The organism is Metabacillus rhizolycopersici, from assembly GCF_020075705.1.
Window position 1 is genome coordinate 1 of sequence record NZ_JAIQUM010000092.1, and the last position, 15,677, is coordinate 15,677.

The following is a 15,677-nucleotide window of genomic DNA, read 5'->3' on the forward strand; positions in this document are numbered from 1 at the left end:
AAAGAAGATAAGTGGGAGATAACTGCCCGTAAAGATCCGACGAAGGACAGGACGTCCAAGTCAGGCGAAGCCACAGGATGTGGCGTTCCTGAGCGTGATAAGTCTCGCTAACCATCAGTGGGGGATGCAGAAAACCCCCACTGATGGAAGTCTCACTTTATAGTTTGATTAGTTTAGAAGGAGAGATTGGCTGTTGTATTCTTGGCGAGTAACAAAATATGATCCATTAAATAGGGATGCTGATGGAAGTTATCTTACTCCTGAAGAATGGACTTGTTTTTCAGAGGTAGGGACAAAGGTTAGTAGAGAAGAATATCTAAAAACGGAGCAAAAGTACATTAATGCTATTCGTTCATTTATGACTGAACTGGGTTTAAATAGGGTTCATGTAATTGCCTTGGAACAATGGTCTGACGAGGTTAAAAGTCAAAATGCTAATGAATTCTTATCAAAGATTTGGATTGGAAAAGCCATAACGGTTCAGGAAGTCCAAGAGTTAGCCAAGTTGACATTACGGAATGTGATTTGGTGCAAATTAGGCTTTAAAAACCAATTCTTTGTTCATTTTGGATACGATTACTATATGTACATTGGGGAGAGTAGAGACTGTACGAAGACAAAAGATGCTGTTACACGATCTGGTTTATTCGTTGAAAGGTTTGACTCTCCTTACCTAACTACGCGATGACAAGTGAGGGATTTACATATGTTAAAGTTGAAATTTGAATTAGATACAACTAATTCTATTGAGCCAAAACTACTAAAAAAAGAAGCGTTAAGCTGTTGGTTGATATACAAGGCAGATTAGAAGTTTTGGTGAATGATAAGTGTTAGAAAAACATCAAGTTTATCTCTAGTTATTGTACAATAAAACTATGGATTAATTTACCAATTCCAGAAAGGTAAGTATGATGTTGATCTACTAAAGCTAATCGAGCTTCTGTTGTTATCAAAGCCTATTTGGGGAGAAAGGGAAAATAAATGAAGAAAGTAGTGTATATCGTTCAACTCGTTATAAGTATCTTAGGATTTCTTATATATTCATTTTTTAGCGGCATTGTAGGTAGTTATGCCATTGAATACAAGGAAAACCCAACCATAATAGATAAGACATTATATGCATTCGATTCGTCCTCTTATCCTTTTATTGCTTGTGCATTTTTGATTTGGACAGGGATTGTTATAATTATCCTTTTTAAGAAACGGTGCTATGCTACTGGTTGCAAGAGTGATAGATAAGATTGAATAAATGTTATTGCTCTCGGGTAGTTGCCTAAATATTTTTGGGAGATGTATATATGAACTTTCTTATTCCTTGTTTAATCATAAGTAGTATTCTTTTCGCTGGATGTCATCACAATTTAGAAATAAATGATGATCTTGTTGAAAGGAGAATGAATTCTGTTTTTTTAAATAAAGATCAAAATGAGGTTGATCTAAACGCTCTAACTGATTTTTCTTGGGAAAAAGCGTATATTTTTCCTCCCTATACAACATCAGAATACATGACAGAAAAATTGGGCTTTAAATGGAATAATGCTACAGGGATAGATTATCGGGATGATATTAATTTAATTGTATTTGTGAAAGACAAAAAAGTGGTTAAGTATATTGAACTACCAAGAAAATATGGAGATTTTGCTTCTGGCGATATTGAAAATGGCATTACACCAGAAAATTCTATCGTAACTGTTGAAATATTTGACTAATGGGCACAGTGAATGCATTGCCTGCTCTTATTCTTATTAATGCCAAGGTGATTCACTTAGACTACCTTTATAAAAAGGTTAATTAAAAATCCCGTTTATTCGGGATTTTTTCTTATATTTAATAAAATAGATGGAGGAGGGATAAGAAGTGGGAATAAGATTAGCAACAAAAGAGGACCTCAAATGGGTTAATGAACATTATCGGAAAGTTGGATTTGTTCCAAGTAATTTGGAAAATGAAACAGTTGCCCTAGTAACTTACAAAAATGAATATGCAGGGATTGGTAGAATTGTTTATTTACATAAAGAAGAAGCAGAACTTGGCGGAATATATATAGTAGAAGAATTTAGAGGTTTATCACTTGCAAACGAGTTAGTTGAGTATTTGGTTAAGGAAACGAACAAGCGTAATTTGAAGCGTGTTTATTGTCTACCGTTTGAAAAGTTGAAGAATTTTTATGAGAAATTTGGTTTTAAAGAGTTTGACCTTAAAGAAGATACAATAAACAGAAAGGTTTTAAAGAAGCATCAATGGTGTAGAGAAAACTATGACGAAAATGTACTATTACTTAAATTATGATTTTTCAACAAAGGGGACTCTAGTGAAAGAAGATCGTTTATTGATGAGATATTCCCGTACAAATTGCTGATTGTCGATTGAACATAGAAGGATTTGGAAGGAATAGCAGCTCTTCAAAGAAACATGCTCAACCCAATAGGCTGTAAAAGAAACCGTAACATCATTCGAGGGGGATTAATTGATCCCTCTCGAATGATGTTACGCGTTCAGATATGTTCAATATGTTAGAAATCCCCACTTCATATTTTGTTAAGGCTCTTTTCTAAAAGATTGTTGTTTTTAAACATAAAAGGATTAACAGCAGTTACAGAGCGGGACGAAAAATATATCGAAAATTGAAGGTTGGTCGATACCTTGGTGATTTCGGACAATAAAATTCAAAACCAGACAATAAAACCTTGAGCTTGGACAATAAATCTCAAGTTCTGACAATAAATCATGATTATGGACGATACATCATTTCGAAAAGTTGAATTAGAAATCAAGTAAGTTTAAAAACAACAAAGTTTACTGAAACAGCCTTTGTTAAAAAACTAAGAAGCTGGGAATATTTATCCCGCATTAACGGGCAGTAATACCCCCACCTCTAAGCTTGAGTGAATCACAAAGAGGCGAAGGTGGGGGATAACTGCCCGTAAAAGCTAAGGTAAGTCTCGCTTTATGAGATAGTAAGTTAGGCCTCAGAACCGTTAATTGCTTTGTTGAAACTTTTTCTCAAAATTGGCTTTTTAAAACCAATCTTCGCAATTAAGACACCTAATAAGATAAGGATTGCCCCTAAATATCCTTTTGCTGGGAGTGTTTCACTTACGAAAATAAAAGCAAATAATGCCGCGAAAACGGGTTCTAATGAAAAGATCAGACCTGTGTGCGTTGGAGTTGTATATTTTTGTGCGGTGGCTTGACCGATAAATCCAATTGCACTGCAAAGTATGCTTAATGCCATGATAGAAACCCATGATTCCGTTGTGTGAGGAAGATGTGGCTCTTCGAATAAGAATGAAAATAACAGTCCCCACGCCCCAGCAAAGCCGAGCTGTAAAATCCCGAGTGTGATAGAGTCAACATTTTTTGTTAGCTTATCCGTAACGATGATGAGAACCGCATAAAATAATGCACCTAAAGTGATTAGGAAGTCTCCGGAATTAATCTGTAATGCGTTATTTAATGTTAAAAGAGCGATTCCGATTATAGAGACGCTAATGCCCAAAACTACCTTTTTTTCAGGTCTTTTTCTAAAAAAGATCGCTAGTAATAAAGGGATAAATACAACTGAAAGACTAAATAAAAATCCCGCATTTGAAATGGAGGTGAAGTTTAATCCCAGCGTGACAACAGACATGATTAAGAATAAAATGGTTCCTAATAAAAATCCGTAAAAAATTGTTTTAGACTCAATATGTATTAAACGCTTGTAAAAGACAATTCCGGCCAAGATAAAGGCTAGACAAAAGCGTAATGCTATTAAGTTAAATCCTTGAAGGGAATCGAGACCCATCTTCATAAACAAATAGGATGATCCCCATAATATCGTAACGATTAGCATCATGAAATCTGCCTTTACTTGGGTGTTCGATCCAATTCCATTTCCTATTTTAAATAAATTAATCCGATTCATTTTTTGCTCCCCACTCTTAGCTCAAATTGATTAGTTATTAGTATAATTGTAAAGTTGAAATTAGAAAAATGAATGTTTTTAAATATTTACATGAAAAAAATTCATGTAAAAGGAGTGGTTGAATTGTCCCTTGCTAAGTTTGAGATATTTAGTACGGTTGTGGAATTAGGGAGCCTCACAAAAGCAGGTGAAACACTTGGGTTAACTCAATCAGCCGTAAGCCATGCGATTTCTAGTCTTGAATCAGAATGGGGATTTTCGATTCTCAATCGAGGCCGTTCAGGTGTTCATATAACTAATAATGGAGAGCGCATCTTAAAATACGTACGTGAAATATTAAAATGGAACGAAGAAATGGGTCAAGAAGTAGCGAATATCAAGGGATTAGAAATCGGTACTGTACGGATTGGAACGATTTCGAGTGTGTCGATTCACTGGCTACCTGAAATCTTGAAAAGATTTAATGAATATCATCCTTCGATCGAAATCAAGCTGATGGAAGGGGATTATGATGATGTCGAGCATTGGATCTCGACTGGGTTGGTTGATTTTGGATTTGTATCTCTACCGACTTCGCAACATTTTGAAGTAATTCCCTTAAAAAAGGATCGAATGCTCTGTATCCTCTCAGAAGAACACCCTTTAGCTGAACAGAATGAGATTAGCTTTGATATGATCAAGGGGGAGCCTTTAATCAAGTCGAAAAAAGGGAGCGATAATGATTTAAAACGAATTTTAACAGAAAACAATGTTACTCCTAATATAAAATTTGAACTTGAAGATGATCAAGCCATTATCTCCATGGTTGGAATTGGGATGGGAATCAGTATACTTCCGGAAATGGTTTTACATCGGGTTCCACCCAACGTTCGAATTCTTAAGTTAGAAGGCGAAAATTATCGTACAATTGGTATTGCTGTTACATCGTTAAAAACCCTTGCACCAGCTACGAAAAAGTTCATTGAATATTTGAAAGCATGGTTAAGTGAGTAGAAACGCTTCAATACGAATTGACTTGCTAGTTACTTCATAAAGGAGTCCCCTTGCCTAAAATTGAAAGAAAGAAAATAATCAATATCCAACATTATAAAAACATCTCGGCTTGAACGATTGACTTTGAAAAAATTTTCATTCTGGCGCTGCTTCATGATAGCAGTAGCTATGAAGGGTGACAATGAGTTTTTATTGTTGGCTTTATTAGGAGGATTTGATGTGAAAGTTTGATAATAATCATTCATTTGGAGGTGAAAATGCTTGAACTGTTGTTGTGAGAGTGGCGAAACAAAGGAATTTAAAATAGAAGGTGATGTTGGAGCAGACCCGATTTGGTGTAATCAATGCGGCTGTAATCTCGATATAGAAGACATTCCGATTTCAGAAGAATTAGCGGAGGAATTGTCGTTGTGGGCAGCGAAGTATGGGGAATGGATTGATTGGAAGATAGATAAATTGCTACCGAATGGGATTGAACTGGAAGATAAATTTAATCAAATTGGAGTTGCTTTAACGGAAAAGTTGAAAAGGGAACTTGGCGGTAAATATAAAATAACATTTATGCCATCTTCCAGTGCGAGATTTTATCCCACCTTAACGGGCAGTAAAACTCCGACTTCGAGATTCGAGAGAAGCAAAGAAGGTAAGTGGGAGATAACTGCCCGTAAAGATCCGACGAACGATTGACGTCCAATTCAGGCGAAGCCATAGGATGTGGCGTTCCTGAGCATGATAAGTCTCGCTAACCATCAGTGGGGGAATGAAGAAAACCCCCACTGATGGAAGTCTCGCTTTATGAGCAAAGTGAGAGAAGTTTTAGATAACTACACTTCTGAATAGGAGACAACACATGATGGAAGTAAGAGATTATATACAGAGGATTTTCCCTGGACTTGTTTTGAAACCAAGTCTTTATCATCAATGGGATATAAGTATTCATTTTGAATTGGCTAAGGGGCTTTATCAATTTAAAAGTGAAACAGATGAGTTAAATTCTGAGTATTTCAATCAAGTATATAATCAAGCTCTACTACTTTTTAATGATATTTTCGCAACCGAAGATAAAATTCTTTTGGTAACGAATGTCTATCAGTGTAATGATTATGTAGGAAGAAGCAAAAAGAAAATGAAGGTATATAGTCATTACATAACAAATAACAATAGAAGGATTCGTTTAAAGCAAGAAACTCTTCCCTATATGTTTGATGATGAAGAAGAAGCTAAGGAGCGTTGTACCTCCCAATTTTCATTAGAATGTCGCAAACAAGATATTCGTTTTCCTTTGCTAGTAAAAGCAATTTGTAACCAAGATTTCCCACCATTAAAACCAAGGTTACATAATCCTTATGGTTTATATGGTCCAGATGCATTCTTCATCAACGTTACTAAAAATGTCATCCTATACATTTATGATGATCGAGGATGTGAAGTCATCGCACGTGATATTGAAACGATACGTCCTTTATATGAAAAATATACTAATTGGGTTGATGAATATTGTCGTGATGAGATAAATCAACGCTTTAAATAATTGTGCGGTAGCTCTCTTTTGTGAAATTTTTAATAGAGGACATAAAATGAGATATTACCAATGTTTCGAAATTAAGTGAGGTAAGGATAAATTAGAAGCAGTCCGTTTCTTCTAAGAGAGGGTGATACTGATTATTTCAAGAAAAGTCAATTCTGAAAGAAAAATGCCAATTACGATGATAGGGCAAAACATATATAAGAGAACAGTAAGTAGAGGTCATGTATAGATGGATGAGAAGTTAATAGAAAATGCGGAATCATGCTACCGGCTTGCTGAGCAGAAGGCGGCAGATTATTTTACATCACTTAATGTACAGGTTATGCAAAAGACCTATGTCCCTACCTTAACAAATGATCTACACTCCTGGAAACAAAACCATATTCATCATTCTTCATTATTATCCTTTTTTTCGGGTGGGAAGAGAAGGTCTAATCAAAAGGAGTATCACAAATATATCCAATGGCTGAATTACACAGGTAAACTTGATCATTACCTGGATCGAAGCATCTCCTATATTTTCATGCGTGATTTGGGCAAAGCACTAGACTCAACTAAGACTCAGACAAGGATTCGGCATGTAGTTGACAGTTTGAAAAATCATCTTACCGATTCCACCGTAAAAGACCGAGGTGACAAATCCGAGACGTTTAGTATGGTCGGGTTGTATCGCAAGGCCCAGAAGGAAGGCATTGAATCCACCATGATCTGGGTGGTAGATAAACTAAAGATTGTATCCTCTAATATTCCAAAGGGGATGGATGCTGAGCAAGCTCAGCGAAAACTAATTAAAATCATTGCTGGTGTCCTAATGCATGTGGTTGAAGAGATGGATGCCGAGATATCTCCTGAGGAACGTAAGCAAAAACTTGATGAAGCCATTAGGCTGGGCTATTCCTATGGTTTGACTTATCCCTTCATTGACGATCTTTTGGATGCGAAAATCTTATCCGCTGAGGAAGAAAAGAACTATTCCGATCTGATACGGACCACACTTATCACAGGATCTGTGCCGGAGCTGGGAGAGTGGACTGGAACGAACAAGGACTTGATCAGATTTATTCATTCTGAACTAAAAGAAGCCTTCGACTATATTAAGTCCCATCAGCGACGAGAGACACGAAAAAACTTTTTTGAACAAACCTATATATTTTTTCATTCACAGGAAGTCGATCGTTTAAAGGATCTCACCAATGCAAATTACACCAATGAAGAGCTTTATATTCCGATTATATTAAAATCCTTTTCTTCACGATTAATTGTCCGGTCATTAATTAATGCTCCTGTGGATGAGAGCTTTGAGAACCAGACATTCTTTTATGGCATTTACAATCAGCTGGCAGATGATTTTGCAGATATGTTTGATGACATGAAGGAAGGTGCAGTAACGCCTTATACCTATTATATGAAATATCATGATATGCGGCAGGATCTTATAAACCCTTTTGAATTATATTGGACGGTCATCTTCAATTTGATCCATAATGTATATCAATCAGATAAGAAGACTCGTGAGGTGATTCTTAATCGGGCAATAAACGGTTTGAAACGATTTAAGGAACGAATGGGAACGAAAAAATACAAAGAAGTAATGGAGATTTTTGCTTCGGGAAATCCAAAATTCAATCGTCTCATCCAACATCTGGTTCAAAAAGCGGATGATGTAGATTTCTTTGATAAACTACTTCGTGATCATATGATTTCGATTCTGAAGAATGAGCGGAAAGAGCAGGAAGATTTTTTAGCTACAATCGAAACTGTACGCAATCAAATCAACAAGAGTTTAGCCATCCCTAAAGGCAATCATGTTCCTTTGATGAAAGAGCCAATTATCGATGCTGCAAATTACAGTTTAGAAGGTGATGGGAAGCGGTTAAGGCCAATCATCACTTGGGTCATGGGCGTGAACGAATATGGATTAAATAAATCGGCTATTATGCCACTTTTGCGATCATTGGAATATATGCATACGGCATCCCTCATCTTTGATGACTTGCCATCTCAGGATAATGCATCCATCCGCAGGGGGCGTCCAACCCTTCATCAGGTGTATAACATTGCTACAGCTGAATTAACTGGTCTTTTTCTGACTCAGAAGGCAATTGAAGAACAAGCATCTCTCAACCAGTTCGATTCGAATACCGTGCTGAACTTAGTTCGATATTCAGCTCAAGTGACAGAGGAAATGTGTAAGGGACAGGCGGTGGATCTAGATTCGAAAGGGAAACAATTGACACTAGAACAATTAAATAGGATGAGCTTTTATAAAACTGGAATCGCCTTCGAAGCTTCCCTCATCATGCCTGCAATTCTCGCTCAAGCACAAGAGTCGGAAATGGCGGCGTTAAAGAAATTTGCATATCATGCCGGCATTGCGTTTCAGATTAAGGATGACCTCCTCGATGTGGAAGGAGTTGTAAGCAAACTCGGAAAACCAATCGGAAAAGATGCTGAGAACAAAAATTCAACTTTTGTGTCAATTTTAGGTTCTGTTGATGCGAGAAAAGCGATGTGGGACCATTATTGTCTTGCAATGGATACGTTGCAAGAAGTACCACGCAATACCACTTTTTTGAAACATTTATTGAATTATATCGTGAACCGAGATCATTGATTTTGTTATGTCTGAAAAGCGTATAATCAATTGGGAGAGGTAGACACTAAAATGAATTGTATTGTGCTAATCTAGACAGTAGAGAATAAAAGATATTACAGAATGCCGATGATGTTTGCTTTACGTCAAGAATAAAAAAGTTAAAAGTGGAGATGGAGTTACGATGATAAAGAAAAATGAATTAATGGAAATAGGATGGAATTTTGATAACAGTTATGCACGTCTGCCACAATCATTATTTAGTAGCCTCAACCTAAATCCTGTCCATTCACCAAAGTTGGTCATTTTGAATACTTCGTTGGCAGCATCGCTTGGGTTGAATGTTCAGGCGCTGCAAAGCAATGATGGTGTAGCGGTGCTTGGTGGCAATAGGATTCCCGAAGGAGGTTTCCCTCTTGCTCAAGCTTATGCGGGTCATCAATTCGGGAATTTTACGATGTTAGGTGACGGACGAGCGCTGCTTTTAGGTGAGCAGATTACACCTTTAAATGAACGAGTTGACATTCAACTAAAGGGTTCAGGTAGAACGCCGTACTCACGTGGGGGCGATGGTCGAGCGACACTTGGACCGATGCTGCGTGAATACATCATCAGTGAGGCTATGCATGCGCTTGGTATTCCTACCACCCGAAGTCTCGCTGTTGTATCAACTGGTGAGTCTGTCATTCGGGAGGCTGATCTGCCTGGTGCGATCCTAACCCGCGTGGCAGACAGTCATCTGCGCGTCGGTACTTTTCAATACGTTGCAGGATTAGGTAAAGTCTCTGAGCTTAAAGCACTGGCTGATTATACAATAAAACGGCATTTTCCAGATGCGGATGCTTCCAAAGACCGCTATCTTTCCTTACTTCAGGAGGTCGTGAAGCGTCAGGCGATGCTGGTTGCTAAATGGCAACTAGTAGGTTTTATTCACGGGGTGATGAACACTGACAACATGACGATTAGTGGAGAAACGATTGATTATGGACCATGCGCTTTCATGGATGCCTATAACCCTGAAACAGTATTCAGTTCTATAGACGTTCAAGGCCGTTATGCTTATGGTAATCAACCGTATATTGCTGGTTGGAATCTCGCGCGATTTGCTGAAAGTTTATTATCGCTGTTGCATGATGACAAGGAGCAAGCTTTGGAACTTGCTCAGGATGTAATTTCAGGTTATTCAAAGTTGTATCATCGTCATTGGCTCGCGGGAATGCGAGAAAAACTGGGGATGGTAAATGAAGAGGAACAAGACGAAGCCTTGATTGACGATCTTCTAAAAATAATGCAGAAGTATCATGCAGACTATACGAATACCTTTCGTGCATTAACGTTTGATAGGTTAGAGGGTCAGGATCTGTTTGGTACAGATGAATTTGAACAGTGGTATAAGCTTTGGCAGGAAAGACTAAAACGACAGAAGGAAACAAAAGAATCCGCGCATCAGTTAATGAAAAAGAGCAATCCTGCACTAATTCCTCGTAACCATCGGGTAGAGGAAGCTTTAGAAGCTGCGGTGAAACAGGGTGATTATACCGTTATGGACCGGCTGCTTGATGTTCTTTCAAGCCCCTATGCTCACACTCGCGAACAGGAGGATTACTCGAAACTGCCTGAGTCATCAACAATACCTTACCAAACGTATTGTGGGACATAAAATAGAAGCAATAGAGTAACTACCTGATAGAAAGTGAAAATGAAGAATAGCTGTTTGCTGAAAAAGGGCTAATTAGTAGTCCTTTTTCTTTTGTGTGCGTGATAAAGAGAGTGGTCTTAGGCATGGGGGAAAATCACAGAACTTAAAGCAAAGGAAGCCCATTCTTTCAGGTGTGGGAGGAATTTTCATTTTTATATTTTTTCCCTAAAAAAGTACAATTAGTAAAGGTATTTTGTTATAATTAATATAGGAACATGTGTTTGTGCAAGAGGGTTGGAAATGGCGAAGGAAACAACACCTTCATTTGTTTTAACGTTGGAGATGAAGACGAATCCTTCTATTCCCTAGGATTATATCACTGAATAAATTACCAAAATAGGTAAAAGATAAGATACGACTATTAATGTGAGGGTTATAGTTATTCCTGGATGCTGAATCTAGCGACTATAAAAAATTTCCGAACATTACTGAAAGGGAAGTATTTGAAGAATGGAGAACGTAAAGATTTCCTCTTATCAGGTATTCACTTTGATTTACATCTTTGTTTTAGGGACGACGATTATCTTTCCAATAGGGGCAGATGCCAAACAGGCTGCTTGGATTTCCATTTTACTTGGACTTCTTGGCGGCTTACCTTTACTTATAATGTATTATTATCTAAATAAACAGTATCCGAACTTAGTACTAACAGAATATTGCATTAAAATTCTTGGGAAACATATCGGAACAATTGTCGGTATTATTTATATTCTCTTTTTTTTGTATGGCGCTGCACGAGATGTTAGAGATGCAATGGAACTCGTTCCTTTATTCTTAGATGGCACTCCTGTGTGGGCTATTGGAACCGTTCTTATGCTGCCTGTCCTTTTTGGCATATTTTTAGGGATAGAAGTTATAGGTAGGACGGGCGAGATTTTATTTCTTTATATCCTACTCACTGGAATCATAATGGTCATTTTTGTATTCTTTTCTGATGTCGTAAAATTAGAGAACATAAGACCTGTTTTGGAACCAGGCTGGGGAACGATTATTAGAACTACTCGAAATGAAACTTGGATGGCTCCTTTTGGTGAAATTATTTGTTTTACGATGATTTTTGCTTATTTGAATAAATCAAAATCACAATTAAAGGTTGGGCTGGCGGGAGTCATTTGTGGTGGAGTGGTCCTAGTGTTTACACAATTCTTAACTATAGCAGTTCTAGGGGAAGAAATAAGAAATAGCTCAATTGCGCCTTTATTAGCTATGGTCCAAAAAGTTAACATTGGTCATTTTATTCAAAGACTAGATTCTCTTTTTATGATTTGGTTAATTGTTAACGCTTATTTCAAAATTACTATTTTTATGTATGCTGCTGTAATAGGTGGAGCAACTATTTTCAAAGTATCTAAAAATCGTCTAATTATCCTATTCGGTCTTATCACTCTTTTCACTTCAATCTTCTTTGCTGGAAGCTATAAAGCGCATATGAACCAAAGTGATATCGTATTAAAAAATGTTTACCCAATTTTTTCACTCTATATTCCTTTCCTATTATGTATAGTCTATTTTGTTCGACAAAGATTAAATAAAATGGGAAAGTGAGAAGCCATCAACCTTCATTTTCTATCGGTTAGTAACACCCCTACCTTAAGATTCAAGAGCAACATAGAAGATAAGCGGAGAACTGCTCGTGAAAATCTGATAAGACCCACTGATGGAAGGCTCGTTCTATTGATACATTTTTCCTTTCATTGTAATAGGAGAATTGTTTGTATAACAAATCACAGATTCTACTTTCGTTAGAAACCTAAAAAATAAATAAAATTACCTTACAGTATTTAAATATATTCTTTATTTGTTTGTGATTTTCTCATTATTTTACTCGAAAAATGATAGTATCTATATATCTATTATTTTTTGAAAGTGCATTTGAGTTTTTCCACTACATAAGATTAAGAAACAATGATCAATTTAAAAAAACAACAATTGTTGAAGAAATGGATTCAGAATAAAAAAGTTATAAAGGACGGTGAGTATCATGGACGTGAAATTATTAACGGTTGAAGATTTAGTTCAAAAGTTTTCATTGAAGGTATTAGCAGGGGAAAATCAGCTACAGCAAAAGATTACGCAATCACGAGCGCATCGTCCGGGGTTGGAGTTTGTTGGTCATTTTGATTTTTTTCCGACTGAACGCGTTCAAATACTTGGAAAAAAGGAAATTAATTATTTGCATAAATTAAGCATTGATGAAAGACAGTTGCGAATAGGTAATATTGTCAAATATCATCCTCCTTGCTTTATCGTTCCGGCAGGGAAGGAAGGACTAACATATTTGACTCAATATTGTGTAGAAGAGGGAATTCCGTTGTTATGTACAAACGAACCTGAAACTACATCTGAATTTATTATGAAATTAGATGCGTATATGGTAAAAGCTTTAGCGCCTGAAATCGCGATACATGGAGTTTGTATCAATGTGTTTGGAATGGGGATTTTACTCCGTGGAAAGTCAGGTGTCGGCAAAAGTGAAACAGCGCACACATTAATTGGTCGGGGGCACCGGCTTGTTGCTGATGATATTGTCGTATTGAAAAAGCTTAGCCCACGGACACTTCTGGGTACTCACGATGAAAAGACGAAGGAATTTCTTGCTCTTCGTAGTGTCGGTTTATTAAATGTGGTGCGTTTATATGGGAGAAAAGCTTTTCAGGATGAAACGAGGATTTCGCTTGATATTGAATTGACAAAATGGCAGAAAAATTCCCTGAATAATGACCTGGAAGTCAAATCAACATTTACGGAATATATGGGCGTTCAAGTTCCTCATCTTGAAATACAACTTCAGCCCGGCCGCGATGTAGCAGGGTTAATAGAAGCAGCGGCAAACAACTGGTATCTAAAGCAGCAAGGGTACAGTGCTGCAGAAGAATTCATGAGACGTCTAGAGTCTGATACTCCTAATTCTAGTTGGTAATGATCCATTGTGCCGTCTTAGCCTTAAGGTCTAAGAGGGAAAAAGCCCTTAATCTACAAGTTTCCTTCATTCTTCAGTATATAAACGAAATAAAGCTGAATACATAAAGCGAAAACGTTAGGCCTCTACAGAATAAATATTGAGAACAAATAAAAAGTGGAACACTGTTAAGGTGATTCAGATTAATTTTACAAATTAAGAGATGTATAGATTTCCACCAGAAGGTTTGCTGAAATAATTCTGCAAACCTTTTTTTATATCAAAAAAGATTAGAAAGAAACGTTGAAGTTGAATTTGATGGAGGTAATCGTTTTCATTTGTGACTCAAATCAAGGAGGTTGCATGAACCTCCTTGATTGCGACTAATGTTGCAGCTATCTTATTAAGGTATCTTTTAAGGTTATCAGGTTTCGATTCGAAGATCATACATACGATTGATAAGGTAACTATTGCTAGAAATTATTCAGCTTTTCACCTTTTTTTTGATACGTAGATAGTACAACTCCTCCCACTATAAATAGAGATCCGACAATTTCTGTACCAGTTATTGGTTTATATAGTATGATCAATCCCATTATCATTGCTACAAAAGGTTCTAAATTAGATAATATTGACGCCTTTGAAGCATCAACATGTCTAATGTTGTTATTCCAAATCAGTGTAGCTATACCGTGTACAACAACAGCAGTTCCAATCAGAAAAGTCCAATCAGATAGATCAGAGCTTATTCGTAAGGGAGTTTCTAGTAAAAAAACAAAAGGAATCGATACCACAAAGCCTATTATATTCGAATATAAAGTAATGGTAAGTGGATCTATTCTTTGAGATAGAAGCCTCGTCATAATAATCATAATGGCGAATGTAACCATCGTTAGTACAATCCATAATAAACCTTTATCGATATGTAAAGAGGATAAATTGCCTTTTGCTACAACAAAGTAAATACCTATGATTGCCACAATAGATCCCATCAACATGCGAATTGTTAATTTTTCATGCAAAAAAATAGCTGCTAAAAGGCCAGTTAAAATAGGGGTAGTTGCTAAAATTAATGCAGATGTAGTTGGATCAGCTGTTTGTAACCCCACAAAAAAGGACCATTGATTTATAAATACACCAATAACCCCTAGGAAAATTAACGTAAGTAAATCTTTTTTATTTACACGTTTAAAGTGTGTTTTATAGGAGGATAATCCAACTAAAAATAATACTATAAACAATAGTCTAAGAGTGGTTAACAGAGTTGGGGAAAAATCTTGGACTAAAATCTTTCCGAATACAAAATTGCTTCCCCATACCACTACACAAAAAGTTAGCCAAGTATATGCTTGCAACAAGTTTATCATCCTTCCGTCTAACAGAATGCTAATTGTCCTATTTTATACTTACGAGGATCGTTCGTATACATTTTTGCTTTGCTGTATGATTTCGTTAAAATGTAGACTGGGCTAATGAGTAATTAAGAAGATAGAAAAAGATAATTTTGATATACAGTAGTTAAGAATAGCCGTTAATCAATATTAAAAATGTTAAAAGGCATTTCTATTATAGAAGAAACTCTTCAAAATATAATTTGGGTTAGTGTTGTTTTAGCGACTTGAGAGGAGGTGTATTTATGTTGATAATTAAATAATTATTGCCTTTAACTTGAAATTTATTTTGATTAATCGCACTAATATGGAATGTCTAGAAAAGTTCTTCTGTTGTAGGATTTGATTTTTAATAAAAAATGGCTGTAAGTTAATTTAATTTATGTTGTTGACAATAGAGTGAATCTGTTATATTATTTAATTCTTGTCGAATTGATAGGCGGTGTTTTGAAACACAACGAAAAACATTTTTTAAAAAAGTGTTGACGTAACATCGTGGAAGTGATATATTTATAAAGTCGCTTCTGAGAGACGACGATACAATGATCTTTGAAAACTAAACAAAACCAAGCGTGCCAACGTTAATTTCGATTAACATAAACGTACTATATAGTACAAAACTTATGAGCAAGTCAAACACTTTATTGGAGAGTTTGATCCTGGCTCA

The 15,677-nt window shown here is 36.4% G+C and carries 12 protein-coding genes; 10 read left to right on the top strand and 2 right to left on the bottom strand.

Translation table 11 applies throughout. The features are described from left to right. Window positions 1-193: 193 nt before the first annotated feature. The 3 genes from K9V48_RS23985 to K9V48_RS23995 all read left to right on the top strand — a co-directional run bounded on the left by K9V48_RS23985 (window position 194) and on the right by K9V48_RS23995 (window position 2,289). Window positions 194-688, top strand: coding sequence for a hypothetical protein (locus tag K9V48_RS23985; protein WP_224141632.1), 495 nt, complete (start codon window positions 194-196; stop codon window positions 686-688). A 610-nt stretch (window positions 689-1,298) separates the two neighbouring features. Continuing rightward, window positions 1,299-1,709 carry a hypothetical protein gene (locus K9V48_RS23990; RefSeq protein WP_224141633.1) on the top strand — a complete coding sequence of 137 codons (411 nt, stop codon included), beginning with the start codon at window positions 1,299-1,301 and terminating at the stop codon, window positions 1,707-1,709. Window positions 1,710-1,857: 148 nt separating this feature from the next. Continuing rightward, entirely contained in the window at window positions 1,858-2,289 is a 432-nt protein-coding gene (locus tag K9V48_RS23995) for a GNAT family N-acetyltransferase (RefSeq protein WP_224141634.1), read from the top strand. A gap of 673 nt (window positions 2,290-2,962) precedes the next feature. On the opposite strand, the gene K9V48_RS24000 is transcribed toward K9V48_RS23995, so the two are convergent. Then, window positions 2,963-3,907, bottom strand: a complete 945-nt coding sequence (locus K9V48_RS24000) for a DMT family transporter (protein ID WP_224141635.1) — start codon at window positions 3,905-3,907, stop codon at window positions 2,963-2,965. A 123-nt stretch (window positions 3,908-4,030) separates the two neighbouring features. Between K9V48_RS24000 and K9V48_RS24005 the strand changes: the two genes are divergently transcribed. From K9V48_RS24005 to hprK, 7 genes are all read left to right on the top strand, one after another. Next, window positions 4,031-4,900 carry a LysR family transcriptional regulator gene (locus K9V48_RS24005; protein WP_224141636.1) on the top strand — a complete coding sequence of 290 codons (870 nt, stop codon included), beginning with the start codon at window positions 4,031-4,033 and terminating at the stop codon, window positions 4,898-4,900. 261 nt (window positions 4,901-5,161) lie between these two features. Continuing rightward, entirely contained in the window at window positions 5,162-5,587 is a 426-nt protein-coding gene (locus K9V48_RS24010) for an immunity protein CdiI family protein (RefSeq protein ID WP_308012618.1), read from the top strand. A gap of 163 nt (window positions 5,588-5,750) precedes the next feature. Continuing rightward, complete coding sequence (locus K9V48_RS24015) at window positions 5,751-6,431, top strand: DUF3885 domain-containing protein (protein WP_224141637.1); 681 nt, start codon at window positions 5,751-5,753, stop codon at window positions 6,429-6,431. 226 nt (window positions 6,432-6,657) lie between these two features. Beyond that, window positions 6,658-9,042 carry a polyprenyl synthetase family protein gene (locus K9V48_RS24020; protein WP_224141638.1) on the top strand — a complete coding sequence of 795 codons (2,385 nt, stop codon included), beginning with the start codon at window positions 6,658-6,660 and terminating at the stop codon, window positions 9,040-9,042. Window positions 9,043-9,205: 163 nt separating this feature from the next. Beyond that, complete coding sequence (locus tag K9V48_RS24025; RefSeq protein WP_224141639.1) at window positions 9,206-10,681, top strand: protein adenylyltransferase SelO; 1,476 nt, start codon at window positions 9,206-9,208, stop codon at window positions 10,679-10,681. 489 nt (window positions 10,682-11,170) lie between these two features. Beyond that, window positions 11,171-12,265, top strand: a complete 1,095-nt coding sequence (locus K9V48_RS24030; RefSeq protein ID WP_224141640.1) for a GerAB/ArcD/ProY family transporter — start codon at window positions 11,171-11,173, stop codon at window positions 12,263-12,265. A 442-nt stretch (window positions 12,266-12,707) separates the two neighbouring features. Next, complete coding sequence (hprK, locus tag K9V48_RS24035) at window positions 12,708-13,640, top strand: HPr(Ser) kinase/phosphatase (protein ID WP_224141642.1); 933 nt, start codon at window positions 12,708-12,710, stop codon at window positions 13,638-13,640. Between the two features lie 452 nt (window positions 13,641-14,092). On the opposite strand, the gene K9V48_RS24040 is transcribed toward hprK, so the two are convergent. Further along, entirely contained in the window at window positions 14,093-14,977 is an 885-nt protein-coding gene (locus tag K9V48_RS24040) for a DMT family transporter (RefSeq protein WP_224141641.1), read from the bottom strand. Window positions 14,978-15,677 lie beyond the last annotated feature (700 nt).